27 protein-coding genes are annotated in these 26,238 nt (G+C 51.1%); 13 read left to right on the top strand and 14 right to left on the bottom strand.

All coding sequences use genetic code 11. The features are described 5' to 3' along the window. Positions 1–124: 124 nt before the first annotated feature. Positions 125–1,537, top strand: coding sequence for a cell division protein FtsP (ftsP, locus tag I6L74_RS04765; protein WP_059177506.1), 1,413 nt, complete (start codon positions 125–127; stop codon positions 1,535–1,537). A 118-nt stretch (positions 1,538–1,655) separates the two neighbouring features. After that, positions 1,656–3,830 (top strand): YgiQ family radical SAM protein, encoded by a 2,175-nt coding sequence (locus tag I6L74_RS04760; RefSeq protein ID WP_059177507.1) that lies wholly within the window; start codon positions 1,656–1,658, stop codon positions 3,828–3,830. A 259-nt stretch (positions 3,831–4,089) separates the two neighbouring features. Here the strand turns inward: I6L74_RS04760 and dkgA are convergent, their stop codons facing one another. After that, positions 4,090–4,917, bottom strand: a complete 828-nt coding sequence (gene dkgA, locus I6L74_RS04755; RefSeq protein WP_059177508.1) for a 2,5-didehydrogluconate reductase DkgA — start codon at positions 4,915–4,917, stop codon at positions 4,090–4,092. A 103-nt stretch (positions 4,918–5,020) separates the two neighbouring features. Then, complete coding sequence (gene yqhD / locus I6L74_RS04750) at positions 5,021–6,184, bottom strand: alcohol dehydrogenase (RefSeq protein WP_059177509.1); 1,164 nt, start codon at positions 6,182–6,184, stop codon at positions 5,021–5,023. Positions 6,185–6,379: 195 nt separating this feature from the next. Between yqhD and I6L74_RS04745 the strand changes: the two genes are divergently transcribed. Next, the gene (locus tag I6L74_RS04745) at positions 6,380–7,279 is read left to right on the top strand and encodes an AraC family transcriptional regulator (RefSeq protein ID WP_059177510.1); all 900 of its coding nucleotides are present in this window, start codon (positions 6,380–6,382) and stop codon (positions 7,277–7,279) included. Positions 7,280–7,310: 31 nt separating this feature from the next. On the opposite strand, the gene yghB is transcribed toward I6L74_RS04745, so the two are convergent. Both yghB and metC read right to left on the bottom strand, forming a co-directional pair. Continuing rightward, on the bottom strand, positions 7,311–7,970 hold the full coding sequence (gene yghB, locus I6L74_RS04740; RefSeq protein ID WP_059177511.1) for a DedA family general envelope maintenance protein YghB: 660 nt from the start codon (positions 7,968–7,970) through the stop codon (positions 7,311–7,313). A 142-nt stretch (positions 7,971–8,112) separates the two neighbouring features. Further along, positions 8,113–9,300, bottom strand: coding sequence for a cystathionine beta-lyase (metC, locus tag I6L74_RS04735; RefSeq protein WP_059177512.1), 1,188 nt, complete (start codon positions 9,298–9,300; stop codon positions 8,113–8,115). A gap of 250 nt (positions 9,301–9,550) precedes the next feature. Between metC and exbB the strand changes: the two genes are divergently transcribed. Then, positions 9,551–10,282, top strand: coding sequence for a tol-pal system-associated acyl-CoA thioesterase (gene exbB / locus I6L74_RS04730; protein ID WP_059177513.1), 732 nt, complete (start codon positions 9,551–9,553; stop codon positions 10,280–10,282). A 6-nt stretch (positions 10,283–10,288) separates the two neighbouring features. Further along, positions 10,289–10,714 carry a TonB system transport protein ExbD gene (gene exbD / locus I6L74_RS04725; RefSeq protein WP_059177514.1) on the top strand — a complete coding sequence of 142 codons (426 nt, stop codon included), beginning with the start codon at positions 10,289–10,291 and terminating at the stop codon, positions 10,712–10,714. 43 nt (positions 10,715–10,757) lie between these two features. Here the strand turns inward: exbD and I6L74_RS04720 are convergent, their stop codons facing one another. The 3 genes from I6L74_RS04720 to I6L74_RS04710 all read right to left on the bottom strand — a co-directional run bounded on the left by I6L74_RS04720 (position 10,758) and on the right by I6L74_RS04710 (position 12,645). Then, positions 10,758–11,654, bottom strand: coding sequence for an SDR family oxidoreductase (locus tag I6L74_RS04720; protein WP_059177515.1), 897 nt, complete (start codon positions 11,652–11,654; stop codon positions 10,758–10,760). A gap of 141 nt (positions 11,655–11,795) precedes the next feature. Next, on the bottom strand, positions 11,796–12,248 hold the full coding sequence (locus tag I6L74_RS04715) for a hypothetical protein (RefSeq protein ID WP_059177516.1): 453 nt from the start codon (positions 12,246–12,248) through the stop codon (positions 11,796–11,798). Then, positions 12,241–12,645: a hypothetical protein gene (locus I6L74_RS04710; RefSeq protein WP_059177517.1), complete on the bottom strand. Its 405-nt coding sequence runs from the start codon at positions 12,643–12,645 to the stop codon at positions 12,241–12,243. Before I6L74_RS04710 ends, I6L74_RS04715 begins: the two co-directional genes overlap by 8 nt. 101 nt (positions 12,646–12,746) lie before the next feature. Here I6L74_RS04710 and I6L74_RS04705 point away from each other — a divergent pair, with 101 nt between their 5' ends. Beyond that, positions 12,747–13,250 (top strand): ESA_00282 family adhesion-associated protein, encoded by a 504-nt coding sequence (locus I6L74_RS04705; protein ID WP_059177518.1) that lies wholly within the window; start codon positions 12,747–12,749, stop codon positions 13,248–13,250. Between the two features lie 81 nt (positions 13,251–13,331). Next, positions 13,332–13,829 carry a TIGR00645 family protein gene (locus I6L74_RS04700; RefSeq protein WP_015960399.1) on the top strand — a complete coding sequence of 166 codons (498 nt, stop codon included), beginning with the start codon at positions 13,332–13,334 and terminating at the stop codon, positions 13,827–13,829. A gap of 47 nt (positions 13,830–13,876) precedes the next feature. Here the strand turns inward: I6L74_RS04700 and I6L74_RS04695 are convergent, their stop codons facing one another. Further along, entirely contained in the window at positions 13,877–14,917 is a 1,041-nt protein-coding gene (locus I6L74_RS04695) for an aldo/keto reductase (RefSeq protein ID WP_059178025.1), read from the bottom strand. Between the two features lie 82 nt (positions 14,918–14,999). Between I6L74_RS04695 and yghX the strand changes: the two genes are divergently transcribed. From yghX to I6L74_RS04680, 3 genes are all read left to right on the top strand, one after another. After that, positions 15,000–15,887, top strand: coding sequence for a YghX family hydrolase (gene yghX, locus I6L74_RS04690; RefSeq protein ID WP_096759545.1), 888 nt, complete (start codon positions 15,000–15,002; stop codon positions 15,885–15,887). Positions 15,888–16,899: 1,012 nt separating this feature from the next. Further along, a complete protein-coding gene (locus I6L74_RS04685) occupies positions 16,900–18,537 on the top strand; it encodes a methyl-accepting chemotaxis protein (protein WP_059177520.1) in 1,638 nt (545 codons plus the stop codon). Positions 18,538–18,640: 103 nt separating this feature from the next. Further along, positions 18,641–18,928 (top strand): DUF2623 family protein, encoded by a 288-nt coding sequence (locus I6L74_RS04680; protein ID WP_059177521.1) that lies wholly within the window; start codon positions 18,641–18,643, stop codon positions 18,926–18,928. Here the strand turns inward: I6L74_RS04680 and fucR are convergent. The 3 genes from fucR to I6L74_RS04665 form a co-directional block, all read right to left on the bottom strand. After that, positions 18,910–19,626 carry an L-fucose operon activator gene (gene fucR / locus I6L74_RS04675; protein ID WP_059177522.1) on the bottom strand — a complete coding sequence of 239 codons (717 nt, stop codon included), beginning with the start codon at positions 19,624–19,626 and terminating at the stop codon, positions 18,910–18,912. The genes I6L74_RS04680 and fucR overlap by 19 nt on opposite strands. Then, positions 19,623–20,606, bottom strand: coding sequence for a sensor domain-containing diguanylate cyclase (locus I6L74_RS04670; RefSeq protein ID WP_059177523.1), 984 nt, complete (start codon positions 20,604–20,606; stop codon positions 19,623–19,625). Before I6L74_RS04670 ends, fucR begins: the two co-directional genes overlap by 4 nt. A 313-nt stretch (positions 20,607–20,919) precedes the next feature. Continuing rightward, a complete protein-coding gene (locus I6L74_RS04665; RefSeq protein ID WP_059177524.1) occupies positions 20,920–21,528 on the bottom strand; it encodes a helix-turn-helix domain-containing protein in 609 nt (202 codons plus the stop codon). Positions 21,529–21,978: 450 nt separating this feature from the next. On the opposite strand from I6L74_RS04665, the gene I6L74_RS04660 reads away from it, so the two are divergent. From I6L74_RS04660 to I6L74_RS04650, 3 genes are all read left to right on the top strand, one after another. Then, positions 21,979–22,239 carry a hypothetical protein gene (locus I6L74_RS04660; protein WP_059177525.1) on the top strand — a complete coding sequence of 87 codons (261 nt, stop codon included), beginning with the start codon at positions 21,979–21,981 and terminating at the stop codon, positions 22,237–22,239. Positions 22,240–22,703: 464 nt separating this feature from the next. Continuing rightward, positions 22,704–23,141 (top strand): LuxR C-terminal-related transcriptional regulator, encoded by a 438-nt coding sequence (locus tag I6L74_RS04655; RefSeq protein WP_164841594.1) that lies wholly within the window; start codon positions 22,704–22,706, stop codon positions 23,139–23,141. Between the two features lie 8 nt (positions 23,142–23,149). Continuing rightward, complete coding sequence (locus I6L74_RS04650; RefSeq protein ID WP_059177527.1) at positions 23,150–23,764, top strand: helix-turn-helix domain-containing protein; 615 nt, start codon at positions 23,150–23,152, stop codon at positions 23,762–23,764. Positions 23,765–23,815: 51 nt separating this feature from the next. Here the strand turns inward: I6L74_RS04650 and I6L74_RS04645 are convergent, their stop codons facing one another. The 3 genes from I6L74_RS04645 to mscS are packed head-to-tail and all read right to left on the bottom strand — an operon-like array spanning position 23,816 to position 26,099. Further along, positions 23,816–24,148, bottom strand: a complete 333-nt coding sequence (locus tag I6L74_RS04645; protein ID WP_059177528.1) for a hypothetical protein — start codon at positions 24,146–24,148, stop codon at positions 23,816–23,818. Further along, positions 24,145–25,227 (bottom strand): AI-2E family transporter YdiK, encoded by a 1,083-nt coding sequence (gene ydiK / locus I6L74_RS04640; protein WP_059177529.1) that lies wholly within the window; start codon positions 25,225–25,227, stop codon positions 24,145–24,147. Before ydiK ends, I6L74_RS04645 begins: the two co-directional genes overlap by 4 nt. Continuing rightward, positions 25,224–26,099 (bottom strand): small-conductance mechanosensitive channel MscS, encoded by an 876-nt coding sequence (gene mscS / locus I6L74_RS04635; RefSeq protein WP_059177530.1) that lies wholly within the window; start codon positions 26,097–26,099, stop codon positions 25,224–25,226. The genes ydiK and mscS overlap by 4 nt, the downstream gene beginning before the upstream one ends. Positions 26,100–26,238 lie beyond the last annotated feature (139 nt).

Here is a 26,238-nt window from a genome sequence, read left to right as displayed (position 1 = left end):
ATCAAGGCGGCAAGCCTGAGAGGCCCCAGGAGCTTACTCACGTAAGTGACTGTGGCGAGCAGGCGAAGCCAACGCAGAGGCAGCTTGAAGGATAAAGTGTGTAGTCGTTTCATATGGAGCAATTATGTCACTCAGTCGGCGTCAGTTTATTCAGGCTTCCGGAATCGCCCTTTGTGCCGGCGCGGTTCCGCTGACAGCCAACGCCGCCGGGCAGCAACAGCCGCTGCCCATTCCGCCGTTGCTCGAATCCCGTCGCGGTCAGCCCCTTTTTCTCACCATGCAGCGTTCGCACTGGTCCTTCACCCAAGGTACGCGTGCGGCGGTATGGGGTGTGAATGGCCGTTATCTTGGCCCGACCATTCGCGTCTGGAACGGCGATGACGTGAAGCTGATTTACAGCAACCGTCTGACCGAAAATGTCGCCATGACGATCAGTGGATTGCAGGTACCAGGCCCGCTGATTGGCGGCGCGGCGCGTATGATGACGCCGAGCGCCGACTGGGCGCCCGTTCTGCCAATCCGTCAGAGCGCTTCCACGCTGTGGTATCGCGCAAATACACCTAACCGCACCGCGCAACAGGTATATAACGGCCTGGCCGGGATGTGGTTAGTTGAAGATGACGTGAGCAAGTCTCTGCCGATTCCCAACCATTACGGCGTGGACGATTTCCCGATCATTATTCAGGACAAGCGCCTGGATAACTTTGGTACGCCGGAGTACAGCGAGCCAGGCAGCGGTGGGTTTGTCGGTGACATCCTGATGGTCAACGGTGCGCAAAGCCCGTATGTCGAGGTCTCTCGCGGCTGGGTTCGTCTGCGCTTGCTCAACGCTTCCAATTCGCGTCGTTATTTACTGCAAATGAGCGATGGCCGCGCGCTGCATGTGATTTCTGGCGATCAGGGCTTTTTACCTGCGCCGGTGTCCGTCAAGCAGCTGGCGCTGGCGCCGGGTGAACGCCGTGAAATTCTCGTCGACATGACCAACGGTGATGAAGTGTCCATCACCTGCGGCGAGGCGGCGAGCATTGTGGATCGCATCCGTGGCTTCTTTGAGCCATCAAGCATTCTGGTCTCGACACTGGTGCTGACGCTGCGGCCAACGGGTTTGTTACCGCTGGTGACGGACAGTTTGCCGATGCGTTTATTGCCGCAAGAGATCGTGAGCGGTACGCCGGTCCGCAGTCGTGATATCAGTCTTGGCGACGATCCGGGCATTAACGGTGCGCTGTGGGACATTAATCGCATTGATATCACTGCTCAGCAAGGAACGTGGGAGCGCTGGACGGTGCGGGCGGAGATGCCCCAGGCCTTCCATATCGAAGGCGTAAGCTTCCTGATCCGCAACGTCAACGGGGCGATGCCGTTCCCGGAAGACAGGGGCTGGAAAGATACCGTTTGGGTCGACGGGCAGGTCGAACTGCTGGTCTATTACGGGCAGCCTTCCTGGCCTCACTTCCCGTTCCTGTTCCACAGCCAGACGCTGGAAATGGCGGATCGCGGTTCCGTGGGTCAGCTGCTGGTGAACCCAGCACCGTAATCTTCTTTTCGCTCTCTCCCTGTGGGAGAGGGCAGCTGCCCGCATAATACCCCTTCATTTCCCGCATTATTCCAGCGTATAATCCCCGCCCTTTGTTTATTTTTTCTTCGGAAGCATTATGAGCGCAATATCCTTGATCCAGCCGGATCGAGATCTCTTCTCCTGGCCCCAGTACTGGGCGGCCTGTTTTGGACCGGCGCCCTTCCTGCCGATGTCCCGCGAAGAGATGGACCAACTGGGCTGGGACAGCTGCGATATTATTCTGGTGACTGGCGACGCGTACGTCGATCACCCGAGCTTTGGCATGGCCATCTGTGGACGCATGCTGGAAGCGCAGGGCTTCCGTGTAGGGATCATCGCCCAGCCGGACTGGAACAGCAAAGAGGCTTTCATGAGCCTCGGCAAACCGAACCTGTTCTTCGGCGTCACCGCCGGCAATATGGATTCGATGATCAACCGCTATACCGCCGATCGTAAATTGCGCCACGACGATGCGTACACCGCCGATAACGTCGCGGGAAAACGCCCGGATCGCGCCACTTTGGTTTACACCCAGCGCTGTAAAGAAGCATGGAAAGACGTGCCGGTCATCCTGGGTGGAATCGAAGCAAGCCTGCGCCGTACCGCGCATTACGATTACTGGTCTGACACCGTGCGCCGTTCGGTGCTGGTGGATTCTAAAGCTGACATGCTGATCTTCGGCAACGGTGAACGCCCGCTGGTAGAAGTGGCGCATCGTCTGTCGCAGGGTGAGCCGGTTGGCAATATTCGCGACGTGCGCAACACCGCGATTATGGTGAAAGAAGCACTCCCTGGCTGGAGCGGCGTGGATTCCCGCATCATTGATATGCCGGGCAAAATCGACCCAATCCCCCATCCGTACGGTGATGATCTGCCGTGCGCGGATAACAAACCGGTTGAGCCGAAAAAGACCGAGGCCAAAGCCGTTGTCGTTCAGCCTCCGCGCCCTAAACCATGGGAAAAGACCTATGTGCTGCTGCCGTCTTTCGAAAAAGTGAAAGGCGACAAAGTACTGTATGCTCACGCGTCGCGTATTTTGCACCACGAAACGAACCCTGGCTGCGCGCGCGCCTTGATGCAAAAGCATGGCGAGCGTTATATCTGGGTCAACCCGCCAGCAATTCCGCTCTCTACCGAAGAGATGGACAGCGTATTTGCTCTGCCGTACAAGCGCGTGCCGCATCCCGCGTATGGCGATAGCCGCATTCCGGCGTATGAGATGATCCGTTTCTCGATCAACATCATGCGCGGTTGTTTTGGTGGGTGTTCTTTCTGTTCAATCACCGAGCACGAAGGGCGCATTATCCAGAGCCGCTCTGAAGAGTCGATTGTGAACGAGATCGAAGCCATTCGCGACACGGTCCCGGGTTTTACCGGCGTGATTTCCGATTTGGGTGGCCCAACGGCGAACATGTATATGCTGCGCTGCAAGTCGCCGCGTGCGGAACAGACCTGCCGTCGTCTGTCATGTGTTTATCCGAGCATTTGCGAGCATATGGACACCAACCACGAGCCGACGATCAATCTGTATCGCCGCGCCCGCGATCTGAAGGGCATCAAGAAGATCCTGATCGCCTCCGGTGTACGTTATGACATCGCGGTAGAAGATCCACGCTATATCAAGGAGCTGGCGACCCATCACGTCGGCGGCTACCTGAAAATTGCGCCAGAACACACCGAAGAAGGCCCATTATCGAAGATGATGAAGCCGGGAATGGGCAGCTATGACCGCTTTAAAGAGCTGTTCGACACCTATTCCAAACAGGCGGGCAAAGAGCAATATCTGATCCCTTACTTCATCTCTGCGCACCCCGGTACGCGTGACGAAGATATGGTGAACCTGGCACTGTGGCTGAAACAGCGCCGCTTCCGTCTGGATCAGGTGCAGAACTTCTATCCGTCGCCGCTCGCCAACTCCACGACCATGTATTACACCGGCAAGAACCCGCTGAGTAAGATTGGTTATAAGAGTGAAGATGTGGTGGTGCCGAAGGGCGACAAACAGCGCCGTCTGCATAAAGCGCTGCTGCGTTATCACGATCCGGCAAACTGGCCGTTAATCCGTCAGGCGCTGGAAGATATGGGCAAAAAGCATTTGATTGGTTCACGCCGCGATTGTCTGGTGCCTGCGCCAACGCTGGATGAAATGCGCGAAGCACGTCGTCAGAATCGTCACACACGCCCGGCACTCACCAAGCATACGCCGATTGTGCATCAGCGTTCGAATGGTGCGGCGGGTACGAAGAAAAGTGTGAAACGTAAAAACGGGTGAGTGCGGTGTGTTGCCCTCACCCTAACCCTCTCCCACTGGGAGAGGGAACTGTTCAAGTTTCCCCCTCACCTGTGGGCTTACCTTTCTCTCTCTCCCATTGGGAGAGAGAACCGTTTAGGTTTTTCCTTCGCCTATGGGCTACCTTTCTCTCTCGCGTGTAGGGAGAGGGAACCGTTCGGCTTTCTCCTTCGCCAGGGGCTCGCTTTTCTCCCTCACCCTGTGGGAGAGGGCAGGGGTGAGGGCAACAGCGTACTAGAACTTAACCACCAAACTGATCCGGATCGGGGCCTAGCCGTTTACCCTGGTCCAGTTTTGCGATCTCGCCCAGCTCATCTTTATCCAGACGGAAATCCCATACGTCAAAGTTCTCGGCAATGCGCGACGGTGTGACCGATTTTGGGATCACCACCAGGCCGCTATCCAGATGCCAGCGAATGACAATCTGCGCCACGGTTTTGCCGTACTTCTCGGCCAGTTCACGAATGATTTTTTGATCGAAAACGCCTTCGCCACCCTGTGCCAGCGGGCTCCAGGATTCGGTCTGGATCTTGTGCGTGGCGTTCCATGCGTGAAGCTGGCGCTGCTGCATCAGCGGGTGAAGCTCGATCTGGTTGATTACCGGCGCAACGCCCGTTTCATCGATCAGCCGTTGCAGATGATGCACCTGGAAATTACACACCCCGATACTCTTCGCCAGCCCTGCCTGCTGTAGCGCGATCATGCCTTTCCAGGCGTCAACGTAATGATCGATCGCGGGAACCGGCCAGTGCATCAGATACAGATCGACGAAATCCAGCTGGAGCTTATCCAGGCTTTCCTGAAGGGCGTCATGCGGGCGTTTTTGGTCGTCATTCCACAGTTTGGTGGTGATGAATAACTCATCGCGCGGGACACCGGCGCTGGCAAGCGCTGTTCCTACGCCGTCTTCATTTTTGTATGCGGCGGCGGTATCGATGGACCGATAGCCGACTTCCAGTGCTTTGTGAATGGCGGACACGACCTCGTCGTTACCGGCTTTCCATACGCCTAGCCCTAACTGGGGCATTACGTTGCCGTCCTGAAGCTTGATTACGGTTTGGTTTGCCATTTTTCCTCCTCCATTTGCTCATTTCCGGGGGAGCCCCCGGAAATGTGGTGTGCATTAAGTCTGGACGAAAAGTCAAAAAACGAAAGGCAAGATGCTAAAACGCTTAGCGTGCCGCTTCGTAAATGCGACGGCTCACGTCCAGGGTAATGTCTTGATGTTCACCCAGTTGGGTCATGCCGTGCTCGGATAGTTTAGCCAGCAGAGCCGGGATAGAGCTGCCGTCAAGGCCGTAGCCGGAGAGACGCGTTGGCACGCCCATTTGCTCGAAGAAATTGCGCGTCGCTTCGATTGCCGCATCGATGCGCTCGTCTTCGGAGCCTGAAGTGATGTTCCATACGCGCTCGGCGTATTGCAGCAGTTTGGCGCGTTTGGTGTCACGTTTTTCATTCCACAGCGCAGGCAGAACCACCGCCAGCGTTTGTGCGTGATCCAGACCGTGCATCGCAGTCAGCTCATGTCCCAGCATATGCGTTGCCCAGTCCTGCGGCACGCCTGCACCGATCAGGCCGTTCAGCGCCTGCGTCGCTGCCCACATTACGTTGGCACGCACATCGTAGTTTTCTGGCTCTTGCAGCGCTTTTGGACCGTCTTCGATCAGCGTCAGCAGAATACCTTCGGCAAAACGATCCTGAATTTTGCCGTTCACCGGATAAGTCACGTACTGCTCAACCGTGTGAACGAAGGCATCCACCACACCGTTAGCAACCTGACGCGGCGGCAACGTATAGGTGTAAACCGGATCCAGAATAGCAAACACCGGCTGAACGTGGTCGTTCATAAAGGCCTGTTTATCACCCGTGGTTTTACGGGAAATCACCGCGCCTTTGTTTGATTCCGAGCCGGTTGCAGGCAGCGTCAGCACAGAACCCATCGGGATCGCGCTGGTGATCTTGCTTCCGCCGGTTTGCAGGATTTCCCACGGATCCACGCCATCGGCATAATGCGCGGCTGCGGCGATAAATTTGGTGCCGTCGAGGACGGAACCGCCGCCCACAGCCAGCAGGAAGGTGATGTTCTCTTCACGGGCGATCTTGACTGCGTTCATCAGCGTTTCGTAAGACGGGTTTGGCTCGATGCCGCCGAACTCACGCACATCCACGCCTTCCAGGGCGCTGTAAACCTGATCCAGCACGCCGGTCTTTTTGACGCTACCGCCACCGTACGTGATCAGCACGCGAGCGCCTTCAGGAATTTGATCGCGCAGATCGGCGATAGCATTTTTGCCAAACAGAATGCGGGTGGGGGTATGCAGATTAAAGTTGTTCATTGCTCGTTCCCTTATGTGGGTGAAAAATCGTGGTGGCGAAGAGGGCTACCTGATGGTGATCATTGTGGCTATCGGACGCTATCCTCTCAATGCACATTTCTGCCGTTGTCTTGCCCATTTCTACAGATGGCTGGAGAAAATGCGAAAAAGTGCGCACACTGTCATCCATGGAAACCGTAGGAGGAGCAAGTACAGATGAACCGCGAAGAGATTTGCCAGCAATTGACTGAGAAAATTAACAATTTGAAAGATAAAGAAAATAATCTCAACGATGTGCTGCCAGATATTCGTCTGTTATACGGTACACAGCCCGGAACGCGTACGCCGGTGATGTATCAGCCGGGCATCGTTTTTCTCTTTTCGGGCCATAAAATTGGTTATATCAACGAACGTGTGTTCCGCTACGACACCAATGAATATTTGCTCCTGACAGTACCTTTACCCTTCGAATGTGAAACCTTCGCGACAGAAGCGGTTCCGCTGGCGGGTATCCGGGTCAATGTCGATATTCTTCAGCTCCAGGAGCTATTGATGGATATCGGTGAAGATGAGCTTTTCCAGCCTGCGATGGCGGCGAGCGGCATCAACTCTGCTACGCTCTCCGAGGAGATTTTGTGCGCCATTGAGCGCTTACTGGATGTAATGGAAAGGCCGCTGGATGCGCGAATCCTCGGCAAGCAAATTGTACGCGAGATTCTTTATCATGTGCTGATGGGGCCGGGAGGCGGGGCGCTGCTGGCGCTGGTGAGCCGCCAGACGCATTTTAGCCTCATTAGCCGCGTACTGAAGCGTATCGAAAGCCAGTACACCGAAAACCTGAGTGTGGATGAGCTGGCGTCAGAAGCGAATATGAGTATTTCGGCGTTCCATCATAATTTTAAATCGGTCACCAGCACATCGCCACTGCAGTACCTGAAAAGCTATCGTCTGCACAAAGCCCGCATGCTGATGATTCATGACGGCATGAAGGCCAGCGCCGCGGCAATGCGCGTGGGCTATGAGAGTGCCTCGCAGTTTAGTCGTGAGTTCAAACGTTATTTCGGCGTGACGCCAGGGGAAGATGCGGCGCGTATCAGGATGATGCAGGGAGTGTGAGATTTGCCCTCTCGGCAGAGAGGGCATTCGATCAGGCGTTACAGTATTTCTTTTTAATGACCACCGCGATGGTGCCCACCAGTCCTGCCACTAACAGGAACATCGGCAGAATCATCAGGAACGTCATCACCTGATCTTCGTGACGCTTCACAAACGGGATCATGCTGATGGCGTAACCCAGTGACGTCACCACGCCGACCCACAGCAGTGCGCTCAGCCAGTTGAAGAACTGGAAGCGACGGTTCGACAGGCCAGAGATCCCCGCCATGGTAGGCAGCAATGTGCGAACAAAGGCCAGAAAACGCCCCGCTAACAGTGCCAGTAAACCATGACGATCGAACATACAGGTCGCCCGCTCATGATATTTAACAGGTAATTGCGACAGCCAGCTTTTCACCACGCGGGTGTTACCAAGCCATCGCCCCTGTAAATAGCTCAACCAGCAGCCCAGGCTCGCAGCTGAAGTTAGAATGACAACGGTAGGGGCGAAGTCCATAACACCTTTACCGATTAACGCACCTGCCAGTAATAGCAGGCTATCCCCTGGAAGAAACGATGCGGGAAGCAGACCGTTTTCCAGAAACAGCGTTGCGAACATGACAAAATAAACAACACCCACAACGTGTGGATCCGCCAGCGCAGCAAAATCGTGTTGCCAGAGCGCAGCGATAATATCTTGAATGACAGCCATGGACTTTCCTGTGGAACAACTTATATGCGGCTATTGTACTCCTCATTTTACGTGCTGGCGTTGATCGCGGACGCAACAAATGCAGACTTTTCTACTCATGGCGTAGATAAAACGGTTCGGGAGTACAGTTTAAGCCTGCACATTACACGATACGCTCAAAACCTGCCGATAAATCCGCAATCAGATCGTCAACATTTTCTAAACCGATATGCAGTCGGATCAGCGTACCGGTAAAGTCCACTTCGCCGCCGGGACGTAATTCGGCAATCTGTTCTGGTTGGTTCGGCAGAATCAGCGATTCAAACCCGCCCCAGGAATAGGCCATGCTGAACAGCGTGAAGTTATCCAGATAGGTTGCCAGCTCGTCATTGCTCAGACGTTTATTGAGCACAAATGAGAACAAGCCGCTGCTGCCCGTAAAGTCACGCTGCCAGAACGCATGGCCTTTACTGCCCGGCAGCGCCGGATGATTAACGCGAGCCACCTGGGGATGTTGCGCCAGCCACTCGGCCACTTTCAGACTGCTTTCATGATGCTGACGCAAGCGTACACCGAGCGTACGCAGTCCGCGGCTGGTCATATACGCGGTATCGGCATCCACCATTTGTCCCATCAGATAGGCATTTTCACGCAGTTGCTCCCAACAGCGGGCGTTGGACACCGCCGTGCCGATCATGCCATCAGAGTGGCCGATCAGGTATTTTGTGGCGGCCTGAATGGAGATGTCGATGTCGAAATCCAGCGCTTTGAACAACACGCCCGCCGCCCAGGTGTTATCGATCATAATGATGGCGTCGGGTGCGACGCGACGCACGGCACGAACGATCGCCGGAACATCATGCACTTCCATGGTGATGGAGCCGGGCGATTCCAGGAACACAATTCGCGTATTCGGTTGGATAAGCTCCGCAATCCCTTCACCAATCAAAGGATCGAACCAGCCGGTCGTGACGCCCAGTTTAGTCAGGATTTTGGTACAGAAATCCTGGCTGGGTTCGTAGGCGGTGTTAGTCATCAGGATATGATCGCCCTGTTCGACAAACGCCAGAATAGTGTTTGCGACAGCCGCCGCACCGCAGGGGAACAACGCACAGCCTGCGCCGCCTTCCAGTTCGCACATCGCATCCTGCAGCGAAAAATGGGTCAGCGTGCCGCGGCGCCCGTAAAACAGTTCGCCTTTCGCGCGGTTGCGGGTAGCGTGCTTTTTGGCCTCGACGGTTTCAAAAACCAGCGAGGAGGCGCGCTGGATAACGCTATTTACCGAACCCTGAGTATACTTTTTACTCCGTCCAGCCTGGACAAGCGTGGTATCAAGATGTTTCTCTGCCATGTTCGCTAAACCTGTTTTATACGTCTGGACGTCCAGACTACCATGAATGGAAAACTCTGCACCCGGATGCTTAGCGAATAAGCACAATATTTTCTAAAAAATAAGCATAAGAAATTTTTACTGTGTAAGCGCAAGGAAAATGAGCGGAAATTACGGCAGTATGTAAATACTAATGAGAACCACTATCAATTCGATGTGGTTTTGATATTATTATGCTCAGAAAATGTGATTTGCGTCCTGGAGATACAGAGTGGGTAATAATTTGATGCAGACGGATCTCTCCGTTTGGGGCATGTACCAACATGCTGACATCGTGGTTAAGATTGTGATGATCGGCCTGATTCTGGCGTCCGTGATCACCTGGGCTATTTTCTTCAGCAAAAGCGTTGAGCTGATCTCCCAAAAGCGTCGCCTGAAGCGCGAACAACAGCAGTTGGCTGAGGCACGCTCTCTGGATCAGGCAAATGACATGACGTCGGCGTTCCATGCGAAAAGCCTGACCTCTATTTTAGTGAACGAAGCGCAGAACGAGCTGGAACTTTCCGCAGGCAGTGAAGATAACGAAGGCATTAAAGAGCGTACCGGCTTCCGTCTGGAGCGTCGCGTTGCTGCCGTAGGTCGTCACATGGGTCGCGGTAACGGTTATCTGGCGACTATCGGTGCGATTTCCCCGTTCGTTGGTCTGTTTGGTACGGTTTGGGGCATCATGAACAGCTTCATCGGTATCGCCCAGACCCAAACCACCAACCTGGCCGTTGTGGCGCCAGGCATCGCAGAAGCATTGTTGGCAACGGCTATCGGTCTGATCGCAGCAATTCCTGCGGTTGTCATCTATAACGTCTTTGCCCGTATGATTGGCAGCTTCAAAGCGACGTTGGGCGATGTTGCCGCGCAGGTTCTGCTCCTGCAAAGCCGCGATCTTGACCTCAGCGCCAGCAACGTTAAGCCGGTTCATGCTGCTTCGAAACTGCGTTTAGGTTAATCAATCATGGCAATGCGTCTTAATGAAAATCTGGACGATAATGGCGAAATGCATGAAATCAACGTGACGCCGTTTATCGACGTAATGTTGGTTCTGCTGATTATCTTCATGGTCGCCGCGCCTTTGGCGACGGTCGATGTGAAGGTCAATCTGCCTGCGTCCTCGAGCCAGCCGCAGCCGCGTCCGGAAAAACCGATTTATCTCTCAGTGAAAGCGGATAAATCGATGTTCCTGGGCAACGATCCGGTGACTGATGACTCTGTCATTCCCGCGCTCGATGCCATGACGCAAGGAAAGAAAGACACCACGGTCTTCTTTCGGGCTGACAAAACCGTCGACTACGAAACCATGATGAAAGTGATGGACACGCTGCACCAGGCGGGTTATCTCAAAATAGGTTTAGTTGGCGAAGAGACAGTCAAAGCGAAATGAAAAAAAGCTGGCGAAAGCCAGCTTTTTTGCGTCCAGAGCCTGATTATCCCAGGTGTTCCCCACCGCATACGCCATGCACTTCGGCCGTGACGTAGCTCGATTCCTGACTCGCCAGATAGACATACACCGCCGCCAGTTCCGCCGGTTGCCCCGCGCGTTTCATTGGCGTCTGCTGGCCAAACTGCGGAATTTTTTCCTGCGTCTGACCGCCAGATATTTGCAGTGCCGTCCAGATTGGGCCCGGTGCGACCACATTTACCCGAATGCCTTTCTCCGCAACCTGTTTTGCCAGCCCACGGCTGTAGTTGAGGATCGCGGCTTTGGTTGAAGCATAATCCAGCAGATGTGGACTGGGCTGATAAGCCTGAATCGAAGAGGTCGTCACAATGCTGGAACCGGCTGGCAGGAGTGGGATCGCCTCCTGAGTTATCCAGAAAAGCGCCAGCACGTTCACCGCGTACGTCTCTTTAAATTGTTCCGTGGTGAGGTCGGCAATGTTTTCAACAGCGGTCTGCTTACCCGCGACCAGCGCCAGCGTATCCAGCCCTCCCAGCGCGTCATGTGCGGTATGCACCAATGACCGGGCAAAAGACTCATCGCTTAAATCGCCTGGAATCAGCACCGCTTTACGGCCGGCTTCTTGAATGAGCTGTTTGACCTGCTGAGCATCTTCTTCTTCAGCGGGCAGAAAGTTAATCGCCACGTCAGCACCTTCACGTGCGTAAGCAATCGCTGCTGCGCGTCCGATACCGGAGTCACCCCCCGTGACCAGCGCTTTGCGCCCGCTTAGCCTGCCGCTGCCCTTGTACGTCTTCTCGCCGCAGTCAGGGATGGGCGTCATCTTCGATTGCACGCCGGGAGCAGGTTGTTTCTGTTTAGGGAAGTCACCGGTGTAATACTGAGTGGTCGGATCCTGGAATTTTGTCTGGTGATTTGCCATAAGGAATCTCCTTGCTCGCGTTGTAAAACACTAAGCTTAGGTGATTCATTCAGGCTTTAGGGATCATTCAGGATAATCCTTAATCCCATGCCGAACACGATCGGACGGGGCGAATAAAGCGACACAAGGGGAGGGGGAAGTCTAAGGCGTGTTCGAGGGAGTCTCTGTTTTAGAGGTCAGCGCGTCTTCATCCAGTGCAACCGTGGTGACATTTGATGTGTGGTAGCCGCCATCAGCCAGTTTACGGGAGAGGCGCAGGGTTGCAGTTTCACGGGCCAGTAAATACTGGTAATTTGTTTCCAGGCGCCCCATGATTTTATCTTTCAATTCGGGCTTCAGTTCCATCACTGCATTAATCATCGCGCCGTAGATTTCTTCTTTAACCTGCAAAGAATAAATTTCATGACGATTTTGCCATTTCAAACGGACGACGGCTGCCGGGATCGATACCACGTCTTGTGCAATGCGGGCCATCTCGTCATTTTTATGTTTTTTTAGGGCTTCGAGATTTTGCTTTAAGATAAACTCATCACTTTTATGGTTATCTAAAGTCAAATAAACGTTATTATCTTCAACTACTTTCACGTTAATCATCCTCTAGTTTATAAAAAATAGGGTTGTTTTTCTCTCTGGTAATAAGATTAAGCCAAATTTCGTTGCCTGCTTCATTTATTTGTTCGGACTTTTCAGCCATTATTTGACTTAATGTCTGGGCATCTATTTCACCTTCGGCCTGTAGGTCGTTAAGGAGATGCGCAAAAGCTTCGATCTTTATCACGCGAAACAGTCGGTCTTTAATATGTCTGTCGTGCTCTTCCAGCAGCATATTACGTGATTTACCGGTACGGGTAACACCAATTAATATGTCGGCTTCGAAATCGGAAAGTTTTCTTTTTCCCTGAGTGAAATTAGCATTGCTTTCTCCTTCCCCCGATTTTGGAACCACAGAGGCGATGTGGAACCTGACCGGGACGAGATTCTCGGGCAGCATTTTTATTTCCTTTAATTTCAACCGGGTAGGATTAGATAGGGCGTGAGATTCGTTGACAATAACATGAGGCAAATTTAAAATCAAAAAAAATGGAGCCAACCATGAACAGCATTTTTTATTCTGTCATTACATTGCTTTTGCTTACCGCTGGCGTTCTTTTATTGATGCGAGAGTTCAATAAGACGAAGGACTCACGGTCACTCGACGAGCAGCCTCAGCCCATTCCTATGACCAAGGAAGAGGGGGAAGATCATTTCTCGCTGCTGATGAATTCGATAACACCGGTGTGGTACTGGCGCGTCAATCACGAATATATCGATTTTCTTCATGCGACAATTAAGCGAATGAAGATGACGGAAATAAATGATACGCCGGGCCTTTTTGAAGCTCAGCGCCGTTGCAGTGACCTGAATTCAGCGGTGTATAAATATTACGACAATATCAAAAAACGCTGTCTTAACGGCGAAAAGGTCTCTTATTCTGACCTTGATGTGTTGAACCTGCGTCAGTGTTTCCGTGAGTTTAGCCTTGAAGCCTATCCGGATTTGGTGGTAATCGTCTGGCCGGAATATCAACGCCCGCAGGTTAATCCCTCAGAGGTGTAAGGTCTTTGTTGGTAAGTTGTTGCAAACAGTTCACCGCGCTGCGATATAATGCGGCCTGGTTTCGCTTGCTGACAGGACTTTATGGAACGCTTTTTTGAAAACGCAATGTATGCTTCGCGCTGGTTATTGGCACCCGTCTATTTTGGGTTATCGCTGGCACTCGTCGCGCTGAGCATTAAATTTTTCCAGGAAATTTTTCACGTTCTCCCCAATATTTTTTCAGTGGCAGAGTCCGATCTGATTCTGGTGCTGCTGTCGTTAGTGGATATGACGCTGGTGGGCGGGCTGTTGGTTATGGTGATGTTCTCGGGTTATGAGAACTTTGTCTCACAGTTAGATATCGCCGAGCACAAAGAGAAGCTCAGTTGGCTGGGCAAAATGGACGCCTCGTCGCTGAAAAATAAAGTTGCGGCATCGATTGTGGCGATCTCTTCCATCCATCTGCTGCGCGTATTTATGGATGCGAAAAACATCCCGGACAATAAACTGATGTGGTACGTCATTATTCATCTGACGTTTGTGCTGTCGGCGTTTGTCATGGGCTATCTGGATAAAATTAACCGCAGCGGCAAGTACTGATCCCTTCGCCCTCTCCGCCGGGAGAGGGCATCTGGTAGCACAAAACACTATTTATCCGACGACGCCTGCCATAAATTCAACTGCCCATCTTCAACATGCTGATCAATTCTTTTCAGCTCGTCTTCGCTAAAGCGCAGATTGTTCAGGGCCTGCACGTTTTCCTCGAGTTGTTCCGGGCGGCTGGCGCCAATCAATACGGACGTCACGCGCTCGTCTTTAAGCAGCCAGCTTAGCGCCATTTGCGCCATCGTCTGACCGCGCGTCTGCGCCATTTCATTGAGCAAACGCAGGCTGCTGAGGTTGGCTTCGGTCAGCATATTCTCCGTTAAACCCCGCACTTTTTTGCCTTCTCGCTGCATGCGTGAGCCATCAGGAATGCCGTTCAGGTATTTTCCAGTTAACAAACCCTGCGCCAGCGGCGTAAACGCGATACACCCGGTTCCGTTGGCTTGCAGCGTATCCAGCAGGCCGCTCTTATCCACCCAGCGATTGAGCACGTTGTACGAAGGCTGATGGATCAGCAGCGGGATTTTCCATTCACGCAATAAATCAGCCATCTCCTGCGTGCGCTCGGGTGAATAGGATGAGATACCGACGTAAAGCGCTTTCCCGCTCTGCACGGCCTGCGCCAGCGCAGAGGCGGTCTCTTCCATCGGCGTATTTTCGTCAACCCGATGCGAATAGAAGATGTCGACATACTCCAGCCCCATGCGCACAAGGCTCTGGTCGAGGCTCGCCAGCAGATATTTACGCGAGCCGCCGGAACCATACGGGCCCGGCCACATGTCGTAACCGGCTTTGGTAGAGATGATTAACTCATCGCGATAAGCCGCGAAATCCTGGCGCAGCAGGCGACCAAAATTCTCTTCGGCGCTGCCCGGAGGCGGGCCGTAGTTGTTGGCCAGATCAAAATGGGTAATGCCTAAATCAAAGGCTTTGCGCAGCAGGGCGCGCTGGCTATCGAGAGGTTGCACGTGGCCGAAGCTGTGCCACAGGCCAAGTGATAGCGCGGGCAGACGTAAGCCACTTTTACCGCAGTATCGATACTGCATATTTTCGTAGCGGCTTGGGTAGGGGGTCCAGGTCATGATCTCTCCTTTCATAGCGATGAATTTTCGAAACAGCGTTTTCATTCTATCCTTATAAAATCACAATTCCTGGAGATATGCGATGACGCGTCTGACCGCCAAAGATTTTCCGCAAGAGTTGCTCGATTATTACGACTACTACGCGCACGGAAAAATTAACAAACGCGAGTTTCTGAATCTGGCTGCACGCTACGCTGTGGGGGGGGTCACGGCGCTGGCGTTGTTTAATATGCTCAAGCCGAATTACGCCCTTGCGGAACAAGTTAAATTTACCGATCCCGATATTCTCCCGGAATATATTCAGTATCCCTCCCCGAACGGGCACGGGGAGGTGCGTGGCTATCTTGTGAAACCGGCCAAAGCGACGGGAAAAGTGCCCGCAGTTGTCGTCGTGCATGAAAACCGGGGGCTGAATCCCTATATCGAAGACGTCGCCCGACGCGTGGCCAAAGCGGGATACATTGCGCTGGCGCCGGATGGATTAAGCTCGGTCGGCGGCTATCCGGGCAACGATGAAGAAGGCAAAGTGCTGCAGCAAAAGGTCGATCCGACCAAACTGATGAACGATTTCTTTGCCGCCGTGGAGTTTATGCAAACGCATCCAGATGCGACCGGAAAAGTGGGGATCACCGGGTTTTGCTATGGCGGTGGCGTGTCGAATGCCGCAGCGGTGGCGTATCCCGAACTGGCGTGTGCGGTGCCGTTTTATGGTCGCCAGCCTGCGGCCAGCGATGTGTCCAAAATCAAAGCCCCTTTGCTGCTTCATTATGCCGAGTTAGATAAAAATATTAACGAGGGTTGGCCCGCTTATGAAGCGGCGCTAAAAGAGAATAATACTGTCTACGAGGCTTATATTTATCCTGGCGTAAATCACGGTTTTCATAATGATTCCACGCCGCGTTACGATGAGCCCGCTGCAGAGCTCGCGTGGAAACGGACCTTGGGCTGGTTTGAGAAATATTTGCGTTAAGCTCCGGTCGGGGTAATAGGGGGGCGTCGTTTTTATTGATAGCTCCACTATTGCCCTTCGCAATACCGTTATTAAGTGCGCGTTTTTTGCGCTATTTCATGCTGAGTCGCATCAACAAAAGAGCGGCTAAGCGCGATCGTAATATCGGCTTTATCGCTCCGGGCCAAAATTCCCTCTTATCCAGCGCGCTTTACCTCAAGTCTATATTTTCGTGCCCGTGTCAGCCCCGCGAGTGCTTCGATCATTGAGAGAAGAATGAATACCGTTTACCGTCGTATGGGTGGTTGAGCCATATGTACGGGTTTCAATCATATCAACCGTGGCATCCGCCATTACGGCATCAGTGACGCCGTTAGCCTGAGTGTGGCTCCAGTGATGATATTACGACAGACCACAATTTTATGCCGTGTGGCTATGAGAACACGGTGTGATAGAAGGGCTCGCAGGAAAGCTGATGAAGACATTACTACACGTTTTGCAAGCAATGTGCGTTTACGTCATTTTCGCATTGGACACTGTCGATGCCTTAAGTGAAATTGGTTCTATTTTAAATTAAAATTATCTAATTAAGATTTTTCCTAGGATGCTTTGGTGTAATTAAAATTTAAAATAGATTGGGTAGATAATTAATCATTAAAATATTAAAACTTGATTAATTGTGTAAAAAATATTTGTCTAGTAAATACTGGTGATTAATTAGCATGCAAATTGTGCGGGTAATGAACGGAAAATGTGTGCATTGATTGGTTCAAACTATGATGTGATTAACCCTTTTGAATGATCCGGTTAATTTACTGAAAGCGTGTTTTACCTTTTCTTATCCTTGAATATGTTAAAAAACGTATTTTGAATGAGATGTTCGCCCCTTCTGGATAAATTCGCATTACCACAGCCAGCATGTGAAATTTTTTTTTAATTACATGTGAACATGTATATGTTCGCCATTTTCTGCCGATAACAAAAGTAAGACTCGCCTTTGGGCGAGTTTTCCCTAACGGCAAGGATAATTCTTATGCAGATGCTTCGTAATTTTACCATCCGTTTCGTCGTGTTGGCGATTCTGGGTGTTTTTTGTTTAATGTGGGCCGGGGTCGGATTTTATAGCTCCTGGTCACTTTCCAGGGTCTCAGAAGGTAATGACATCGATCGTCAAATTGTTAAAAAAATGACAATCCTTGGACAGGGCAACGATCAATATTTTCGCTTCGTCACACGCCTGAGTCGTGCGATGGAAGCTAAAGCAACTGGGGGCACTCCCGATTTAACGTCTGCGCAAACGGCGCTGGACAACATGAGCAAACGTCTTGAGGAGATGAAATCAGTCTCGCACGGCGCGATGAATGAAGCGGTCTATGGGGAAGTGATTAGCTCCTGGCAGGCATTGTTAGAGCAAGGCGTTGTGCCGCAGATGCAAAAGGCGCAGCAAGGCGATGATGCGGGTTACCGTAAACAGGCAAATGAGGTGACTCCGCCGCTCAGTCGCGCGTTTGGCGTAGCAGCAGAGAAATTCAACCAGGAGGCTGACAATACGCTCGAAGAAACGCGTGTTGTCGTAGACAATCTGACCAGCATGATTCGTACCGTGATTATCAGTGCCATGGTGCTGGGTTTGTTGATTCTGATCTTCACCGATCGCTATTTGGTCGCCATGTTGGTCAAGCCGCTGAGCCGCATCCGCGAACACTTCCGTCAGATTGCGCAGGGCGATCTCAGCCAGTCGGTAGAGCCATTTGGGCGCAACTGTGTGGGTCAGCTCGTCCCGCTGCTGACGGCTATGCAGGACAGTTTACGCGACGCGGTCAGCTCAATTCGTACCGGTAGCGATAATATCTGGCGAGGCGCAACGGAAATCTCCAGCGGAAATAACAACCTTTCTTCACGTACCGAGGAGCAGGCCGCAGCACTGGAAGAGACGGCTGCGAGTATGGAGCAACTCACGGCGACCGTGAAGCTCAACGCGGATAACGCACGACAGGCAAGTGAGCTGGCTGATGTGGCATCGAGCACAGCCAGTCGCGGTGGTTCGTTGGTTCAGGAAGTGGTCACCACTATGTCCGGGATTTCGGCCAGTTCGAAGAAAATCGCGGAGATCACCTCTGTCATTAATGGCATTGCTTTCCAGACGAATATTCTAGCACTGAATGCGGCAGTCGAAGCTGCGCGTGCCGGGGAGCAGGGGCGTGGATTCGCCGTGGTCGCAGGTGAAGTGCGAAACCTCGCAAGCCGAAGCGCAGATGCGGCGAAGGAAATTGAAGGGCTGATTGCTGATTCGGTTTCACGCGTCGAGCGAGGGGCGAAAATTGTGGATGATACAGGAACCACAATGGAAGCAATCCTGCGGGCGGTGACGGAAGTCACGACCATCATGAAGCAAATCGCCTCTGCTTCAGAAGAACAGAGTAAAGGTATTTCGCAGGTGGGGATCGCGATTACGCAAATGGATGGTGTGACGCAGCAAAACGCCTCGCTTGTCGAACAGGTCTCAAGTGCGGCATCCGCACTGGAAGCCCAGACCGAAGAGCTCCAGCGTTCGGTTCAGAAATTCCGTCTCTCTTCTCAGGAATCCGCCAGCGTCGTGAGCGTCTCGTCGCCTAAAGCTATCGTTAGGGCAAAATCCGCCGGTAAAACGGACGAGTGGGTTTCTTTCTAATTTCTTTCTAAACAAAAGGCCGCTGATGCGGCCTTAAAATAGCATTAGGCATCGCTCAAAATTTCGCTATATAATTTATTATATATCGATTAAGGGTAGAGCGATGAACAATCACTTTGGTAAGGGGCTGCTGGCTGGAATGCGGGCCGAACAGGCCGACACGGCGCAAAACGCGGCACACTTCTGTTCTGACTATAAACGTGGATTTGTGCTGGGTTATTCGCAGCGCATGTTTGAGCAAACAGGCGACCGTCAGCTTGGCGCCTGGGAGGCAGGTATTTTGACGCGTCGTTACGGGCTGGATCGCGATATGGTGATGGACTTTTTTAAAGAGAACCCGTCCAGCACAACACTGCGCTACTTTATGGCGGGTTATCGGCTTGAAGGGTGAGCGTCACTGACGATTTGCGTGACCTGAGAAAGGTCACCAATTTTGACTTCGCTTGAGCGCTGAAATTTACTCTTATCAATGAGTAGCAGCGACTGGCTGGCTCGTTTAAGAAGCTGCGCCTTAAATCCAGCACTCTGTTCCGTTGGGTCCCACATGTTTCCCGCTTCGTCTACGCCTTCGCAGGAGAAGATAAACAGATCGACCTCAATGCTTTTCAGCAACGTCACCAGCGCAGGATTGACGTAGCAGCGGTATTTACGCTCGAGTATTCCGCCAGAACAGATCAGCGTGATTTTTTCGCGTTTCGCCATTTCATGACATATCGGCAGGCTGTTGGTAAACACCGTCAGTTCGATATCGGGAAGCTGACGTGCGAGGTGAAAACAGGTCGAACTGGCATCAAGCGCGATGGTCATCCCTTCGCTGAGATACCCTAACGCGTGTCGGGCAATATCGGCCTTATCAGCGTAATGGCTTTTTAGCCGCGCACCAAAAGGTTCCCCTCCATCACGGTTATCCGCCTGGATGGCTCGCGCACGCCCATGGTGGCGCACGATTTTTCCCTGCTGCTGAAGCTCTTTCAGGTCACGACGGATCGTTTCTTTACTGACGGCCAGTTGCCCGGCCAGTGTGTCGGTGGTGAGTCCGTCGCAGCCGCTCAGCAACTGAATGATTTTCTGTTGTCGGCTGCTTTTCACGCGTCCGTCCCGGTGCGTGAAATCGAAATGAGCGTGGAACCGATCGCCACGCCGTTTTTGCCGGTGTGTTTAATTTGATACATCGATTGGTCAGCGCGACGCAGTGCGTTAATAAAATCATCTTGCGGGTGCACTTCGTCAATACCAATTGACGCGCCAACCCGCGCCTGACCATTGTCCAGTTCGAATGGCGTGAGGGCCGCGTGCAGGCACTTATGCGCAGTACTATTGACCCACAGGCTAGACAGCGAAAAAGGGAGCAGCAGCACAAATTCATCACCGCCAAGTCGACCCACAATGGAGCCTTCTGGACAGGTTGCGCATAATCGTTTACTCAGTTGAATCAACAACTCATCGCCGCTACGGTGACCAAAGGTATCGTTAACGGATTTGAAATCATCAAGATCAATGAAAGCAACGCAAAGCGGCCCCTGATCTTTGAGCTGAGCAAAATGTTTGACGAGCGCATGACGGTTCGCCAGCCCTGTGAGCGGATCATGGTTTGCCAGCAGCGCGAGCTGCTCCTCGTACTGCTTCTCTTTGGTCATATCAATGTGAGTGCCCGTGACCTTGAGAGGATTTCCATGCTCATCCCATTCACTGACGCGCCCGCGATCCAATACCCAACTGACGGTGCCATTTTTATGCTGCATGCGATGCAATGCTTCATAAAAGGGCGTTTTACCGTGCAGGTGGTCATAAAACGCATCCAGCACCATTTTCTTGTCTTCAGGATGAAGATGTTCGCGCCAGACCTCAAACTGCGCATTCAGCTCTTTCGGCTGGTAACCGAGCATCGACCCCCAACGACGATTATAGATAATCAGCTTTCCACTCGGGACGTCGAGTTGCCACAGGCATAGCCCAGTTCCATCCAGCGCGGCGCTCAGCTTACTGCGGGCGTCACGCGCCAGCCTGGCAAGCCGGGCATTATGCTTTTTCAGATTTTGAATCTGTTGTTTCAGCGCCTGTTCTGACATGAGATATTTCTTAGAAAAATAAGAATGATTCTTGCCAGTTTAGCGTGTGCTTGTAAATATGATGTTGAAAAAAGAATAGGGAGTGGCGTCAGGAATGCGTTTATTACACTTTCACATTGTTAGCCGATTTTGGATGACGAAGAGTTGATGCAAACACTGTCTTTCCCTGAACGAACAATCCCTTTTGAGCCGTGATAGTGCTCTGGTTTTGACAATGGTTTCGGCATTGTCACGTCAACACGTTTTCGCTGAGCACGGACTCATTTCCCTAATCTAAATTTAAATGATCTCCTCAAATAATATTACTCTTGAATCAATATTTTGCTGGCAGATTATGAATGGTTAACAGAACTCCGCGCTGGAGTTCAATGTGCTCACCATGTTTGAGCTCGCTAAGCATCTTCATAATCCCGCTGCGAGAAAGCAGCGTTTTTTCCTGAATATAATCACACGTGTTAGTGGCTAAGCGAAGCTCTTCACTTTCATTCATTAACGCGATGAGGTTATTACGAACCAGATCGTATGTGGACACGCCGCAGGATGTGAAATTGTTTTGTAAAAAACGTTTGGAACTGAACATGAAATAATAAGCAAGACTCTCCCAAAGATCCTGGTCCCGAATTTTCTCTTCAAACTTTGAGCGAGGGACTATCTCGTAAGCAACAGAACTCCGCGCCTGGAAATAAAGTTCACTGTTCTTTTGAAATAAAAGGTTAAGACCCATTACATGCGGTGCCTTGATGTGGGACAGAAGCAAATGATCGTATCCTCTATAAATAGCAGCTGTTCCCTTATGTAAAATAAAGCACATCGGCTCGGCATATTGCTGGAGAGAGATGATTTGCCTTTCTCTGCTATTTTGAATGCGAGTGCCATCAGACACTGAGTTTATAAGTTTAGCTATATGTTCTGTTGGTTTCATGGCAAGCACCATAGGTTAAAGGTTTAACACGTTGAGACTTTCAAAATAAATGTTAGCGTACACAAATCAGTATTTCTAGTTGTGAATCCAGATTTGGATTCACAACTACGTTAAATTATAAAAATGCTTTTGAAAATTCTTGAGATCAAGAGTGAATCATAAATTTAGAATATTTAGTTTAGATCCAAAAATGGAAAATAAAGTGATTTTTGGCATTCTCAGCGGTGGATGAATCTGTATGCAGTAAACAGTAGAGCGACGGCGTTAATGTTTAATTAATACTCCGAGATTTTCGTTCCTACTAAAGTTTAGGACGGACGATTGCCTTTCTAACAGGTGAATGTTTAAATTAGGATATTCACAATCCAAAAATAGATTTCATCCCGGAGGCGTTGTAACGATAAATTTAGTAACATACATTTACTAAACTCATTAATAGAAGGTCAGGCTATGCATCACTTCGCTGAAGTTGTGAAGGAAACTATCGCTGTGGTGGTACTGTCATTTCTTTGCGCATTTGCCGCTCATGCGACAGAACAGGCGGAGCAACGTCACGAAGCGCGTGATGTCAGGCAGGACACGCGTTCTCAGGCGCGTCATGACAAACGTGAATGCAAAGAAGATGATGAGAAAAGTCACCATCAATGCCGTGAAGATAAGCGTAAGGCTAAACAGGATGGTCGGCAAAAAGCGCGAGATATTAAGTATTAATTATTTGCAATCCTGCCACGTTTCTCAGCGTTTTTTATCTTAAATAAAAAGAGCATGCTGATAAGGTTTAATAGGGTTACTCGTAGTTGATTGGAGAATAAATACTAAACGAAATGTGCAATAGGATTAATGCACTCTTGTAAGTGACTTTACATATTGCCAGAGTATGACATTTAATTTTTAGGGCTAACCTCTTATAAAATAATAGAATCTAACGCGATATCTTTTTTTAGAACGTTTTTTTGTTGAACAAAAATCTCTAAGAATTATCTTGGTAGGGTTTTTATTTTATATAAGCAATGGATGCGATGAATTCTTTACCCGTTATCATTTTATATGAACCCCGCATATTGCTGCGAAGGGGTTTAACCACACGCCTTCAGGATGAAGGCCATCAGGTGGTGTCGTGTACGTCCACGGAGCAACTGACTGAAGAGATCTGTCTGCAAACCGGTCGCCCCAGGGTGCTACTGGTCGGCGTCGGAGGACTGGGTAATACGCTTTTAAGAATATTGCGCACGCTTCATGCCACCCATAAGTTGTCGCTTAAAACGTTAGTCTATCTGCCTCAGCATGATGACGTGCTGGCGCGTATGTTCAAAGGCGCTGGGGCGAGTCATTGTCTCACGGAAGATGAGCTTGAAAGTCAGCTGCTTTCGCTTATTCCTGGCGCTGTAACGGCGTGTCGCCGCGGTGTGCTTTTGACACCTTCAGAGCTCAATGTGCTGATTGATTATGCCTCTGGTTTGCAAGCGAGCGAAATTGCTGTCCGCCGTAATTGCAGCTACAAAACGGTTAGCACCATAAAACTTCTGGTACGAAATCGTTTGAATATCGAAACAAAAAGTAGCTGGGTTAATCTGCTCACGCATATTGATCAGCTCACCTCGCTGTATAAATAAGGACTGTTATGTTTACCTGCCAAATTCGCTATGTTGCTCGCAATGATATTTATCTTTCTGGAATTCGTGCAGGTCTTGAAAGTATTGTGAGCGCCAACCCCGGTTGGGATTGCCAGCTTTCTCCCTTGTCAACGCTCGCGCAGGAAGAAGAACATCTGATTATTATCGATGCGACAGGGTGTGAGAATACCAATGACTTGTCACCGGTGAGTGTGAGCGTACTAAACAGTAAACATACGTTGGTCATGGTAAAGGCGATTCAACGGTGGTTCATCAAAAAACTTCTTCAGCAATACAGCTGTTCCATTTTATGCGTAGATGAAATTAATTTTCAGATGAGAGATATCATACAGCAGACAATGGAAAATAAACGCTACTTGAGTCCTCTCATTATTCGTCAGCATCACGCTTCTTCATTGGCTCAGCCCGTTGTGTTTACGCCTGCGGAATACACGGTGCTGGAATATCTTCGCAAGGGCTGTTCTGGCTCTGAAATATCTAAACTATTATTTCGCAGTGAGAAAACAATCAGTTCACATAAACGGAATATTATGGGGAAATTAGGCGTAAGAGATGATTTTGAACTTAATAGCAAAATTAATACGTCGATAGCGATGCGTTAAATTATGCGTTTGACGCCGGGCGAGCCAAAGCGGCTACCCGGCGTTGTGCTTTTAATGCGTCGCTTGTCCGATCAAACTTCCTGTCCCAGCCCCTACCGCAGCACCTTTCAGAACACTTTTCCCGGTGGCTGCCGCCGCCCCGGCGCCAACCACAGCCCCTACCGCCCCGCCTTTACGTGCCGCTTTGCCTGTCTTACCGCCTTTTAGCATCGCACCCGTTCCGGCCCCGACCACCGCGCCACCCACCGTAGATTTTACACTTTTACCTGTCGACGCGCCGATGGCCGCACCCGCAACGGCGCCCACTGCGGTTTTATCCATTGCGATGCCAGAGGTGGAGAAAATCAGAGCGCTTATAATCAGTGTCGTTTTAATCATATTCATGACAGTTCCTTTGCAGAGACAGGTTGATAATGTGCTTCGCTCACCCACGAGGAGAGCAATTTCCAGGAGACGGCCAGTAATACGGGACCAATCATTAGACCAATCATGCCCCATGTCAGCATGCCGCCTATAACACCGGTCATGATCAGCAGCAGCGAGGTATCCGCGCCGCGTTTAATCAATATCGGTTTTAAGATGTTATCCAGTGAACCGGCGATGACGGTCCAGATAAGTAACACTGCGCCATACCAGTGTTCCCCCTGGTAAAATAGCCAGATAAGTGCCGGGAGCATGATAATCACGGGGCCGAGCTGCATCAGACAGAGCACAAATATAATGCCGGTCAGCAGGGCGCTTGACGGAATATGACAGACTGCCAGCCCCAGTCCCGCAAAGGCGGACTGAATCACCGCCGTCAGGACAACGCCCATCGCCACGGCCTGAATGGTTGTTCCTGCGAGCAGCACGGCGTTGTCGCCACGAGCACCTGCAACGCGAAAAGCGAACTGACGCAGCCCACGGGTGATAGTGATCCCATAAAGGTAAAATGCCAGACAGGCGAGAAGCATCATCAGCCCATTTACAAACAACGCGCCAAATTGTGAAAGACCTTGCGCCAGTATCACAATAAATTGGGCGATCCACGGTTTTAGCGTGCCAAAAATACTCTCAGCATTTTCATGCATCAGCGCCAGCCATTTGCGATGTAAATGCTCACCAACCAATGGGATATGCGTCAGGAAGTCCAGGGATGGCAGGTGAGATTTATCGAGATGCATCAGCCATTGCAGCAAATCTTTAAGCAGTGTTGAAAGCATTCCGGCACTGAAAATAATCGGCAGCAGAAATATCGCCGTCAGAAAAATCATCATAGCGGTCATCGCGAGCTTTCTGCGGCCACCGAGTTTGCGTTGTACGGTGGTATAAAGCGGCCAGGTTGCAATAACGATCAGACCAGCCCACACGATGCTCAGCAGAAAAGGGTGCAGGATCCAGATGGCGGAACACAATAATGTCAGGATGATAATGACGCCAAAAAGCGTTTGCGGTAAATCGCGCGGATGTTTAATGGCATTCATTGTTGCATCATCTCCAACGAGGGAGTGCGTTGACGCTGATCGTTTAAATGCACATCCATCTGCGGATACGGCATCTGAATCTCATTGGCATCCAGCGCATTTTTGATGTTTTCCATCAGATCGTAATACACATCCCAGTAATGCTTATTTTCAGTCCATACGCGGACCACAAAATTCAGCGAGGAAGGGGCAAATTCATTGAGCCGTATGATGTGGCCCTTGTCGTGGAGAATGCGCGGATCGAGTTGAATGACCGTTTTAATGACGTTTTTAAGATGTTCAATTGAGGTGTTATAGGCCACGCCCAGCGTAATATCGACACGACGCTCTTTCTGACGGGAAAAGTTAGTGATCTCACTGGCGATAATTTTGCCATTGGGTACCACGACCATTTTATTGTCGGATGTGCGCAGGGTGGTTGAGAAAATATGGACTTCTTCAATCGTGCCAGCCACGGCCCCCACGCTCGCGTATTCCCCCGCGCGAATAGGGCGTAACGTTACCAGTAAAACGCCCGCCGCGAAGTTTGCGAGTGAGCCTTGCAGCGCCAGGCCGATCGCCAGCCCGGCAGCACCAATCACCGCGATAATGGATGATGTCTCAACGCCGATGCGTCCGAGTGCGGCAATTGCCGCAAACGCCACCATGGCGTAGCGCAACAGTGCGCTGCAAAACTGCGTAATGGTTTTATCGACGTGACGGCTTAAGAGTAATTTTTTAAAGCCGCTGCTGGTGACGCGGGCGATAAAAAGTCCTACGAATAACAGGAAAATAGCGCCAACCAGATTGGCGATCCCCTGCACGATAACGGATTCGTTATTAATGACCCAGTGGATTAACTGCTTGATCCCGGGAAAGGCTTCAAACTTCATGACGGTGTTCCGGTTAAAAAGAAAACCCGCATTTTAGTGAGTGGCATGCGCGATCCCGCCGGGTATTTAATCCAAATTTAGAGCGAAATTCGCTACTCCCGAAGAGGGGCACGACGTTCCAGTTGATTCGTTATATAAT

It is taken from the genome of Lelliottia amnigena (genome assembly GCF_019047465.1).
GTDB classification, from domain to species: Bacteria; Pseudomonadota; Gammaproteobacteria; order Enterobacterales; family Enterobacteriaceae; genus Enterobacter; species Enterobacter amnigenus.
The sequence above is the reverse complement of the archived record's forward strand: the minus strand, read 5'-3'. Positions and strand labels throughout refer to the sequence as shown.

Excerpts from the sequence above, each read along its gene's own strand:
- ftsP (WP_059177506.1), top strand. The coding sequence starts at position 125 with ATGTCACTCAGTCGGCGTCAGTTTATTCAGGCTTCCGGAATCGCCCTT.
- I6L74_RS04760 (WP_059177507.1), top strand. The coding sequence starts at position 1,656 with ATGAGCGCAATATCCTTGATCCAGCCGGATCGAGATCTCTTCTCCTGG.
- dkgA (WP_059177508.1), bottom strand. The coding sequence starts at position 4,917 with ATGGCAAACCAAACCGTAATCAAGCTTCAGGACGGCAACGTAATGCCC.
- yqhD (WP_059177509.1), bottom strand. The coding sequence starts at position 6,184 with ATGAACAACTTTAATCTGCATACCCCCACCCGCATTCTGTTTGGCAAA.
- I6L74_RS04745 (WP_059177510.1), top strand. The coding sequence starts at position 6,380 with ATGAACCGCGAAGAGATTTGCCAGCAATTGACTGAGAAAATTAACAAT.
- yghB (WP_059177511.1), bottom strand. The coding sequence starts at position 7,970 with ATGGCTGTCATTCAAGATATTATCGCTGCGCTCTGGCAACACGATTTT.
- metC (WP_059177512.1), bottom strand. The coding sequence starts at position 9,300 with ATGGCAGAGAAACATCTTGATACCACGCTTGTCCAGGCTGGACGGAGT.
- exbD (WP_059177514.1), top strand. The coding sequence starts at position 10,289 with ATGGCAATGCGTCTTAATGAAAATCTGGACGATAATGGCGAAATGCAT.
- I6L74_RS04720 (WP_059177515.1), bottom strand. The coding sequence starts at position 11,654 with ATGGCAAATCACCAGACAAAATTCCAGGATCCGACCACTCAGTATTAC.
- I6L74_RS04715 (WP_059177516.1), bottom strand. The coding sequence starts at position 12,248 with ATGATTAACGTGAAAGTAGTTGAAGATAATAACGTTTATTTGACTTTA.
- I6L74_RS04710 (WP_059177517.1), bottom strand. The coding sequence starts at position 12,645 with ATGCTGCCCGAGAATCTCGTCCCGGTCAGGTTCCACATCGCCTCTGTG.
- I6L74_RS04705 (WP_059177518.1), top strand. The coding sequence starts at position 12,747 with ATGAACAGCATTTTTTATTCTGTCATTACATTGCTTTTGCTTACCGCT.
- I6L74_RS04700 (WP_015960399.1), top strand. The coding sequence starts at position 13,332 with ATGGAACGCTTTTTTGAAAACGCAATGTATGCTTCGCGCTGGTTATTG.
- I6L74_RS04695 (WP_059178025.1), bottom strand. The coding sequence starts at position 14,917 with ATGACCTGGACCCCCTACCCAAGCCGCTACGAAAATATGCAGTATCGA.
- yghX (WP_096759545.1), top strand. The coding sequence starts at position 15,000 with ATGACGCGTCTGACCGCCAAAGATTTTCCGCAAGAGTTGCTCGATTAT.
- I6L74_RS04685 (WP_059177520.1), top strand. The coding sequence starts at position 16,900 with ATGCAGATGCTTCGTAATTTTACCATCCGTTTCGTCGTGTTGGCGATT.
- I6L74_RS04680 (WP_059177521.1), top strand. The coding sequence starts at position 18,641 with ATGAACAATCACTTTGGTAAGGGGCTGCTGGCTGGAATGCGGGCCGAA.
- I6L74_RS04670 (WP_059177523.1), bottom strand. The coding sequence starts at position 20,606 with ATGTCAGAACAGGCGCTGAAACAACAGATTCAAAATCTGAAAAAGCAT.
- I6L74_RS04665 (WP_059177524.1), bottom strand. The coding sequence starts at position 21,528 with ATGAAACCAACAGAACATATAGCTAAACTTATAAACTCAGTGTCTGAT.
- I6L74_RS04660 (WP_059177525.1), top strand. The coding sequence starts at position 21,979 with ATGCATCACTTCGCTGAAGTTGTGAAGGAAACTATCGCTGTGGTGGTA.
- I6L74_RS04650 (WP_059177527.1), top strand. The coding sequence starts at position 23,150 with ATGTTTACCTGCCAAATTCGCTATGTTGCTCGCAATGATATTTATCTT.
- I6L74_RS04645 (WP_059177528.1), bottom strand. The coding sequence starts at position 24,148 with ATGAATATGATTAAAACGACACTGATTATAAGCGCTCTGATTTTCTCC.
- ydiK (WP_059177529.1), bottom strand. The coding sequence starts at position 25,227 with ATGAATGCCATTAAACATCCGCGCGATTTACCGCAAACGCTTTTTGGC.
- mscS (WP_059177530.1), bottom strand. The coding sequence starts at position 26,099 with ATGAAGTTTGAAGCCTTTCCCGGGATCAAGCAGTTAATCCACTGGGTC.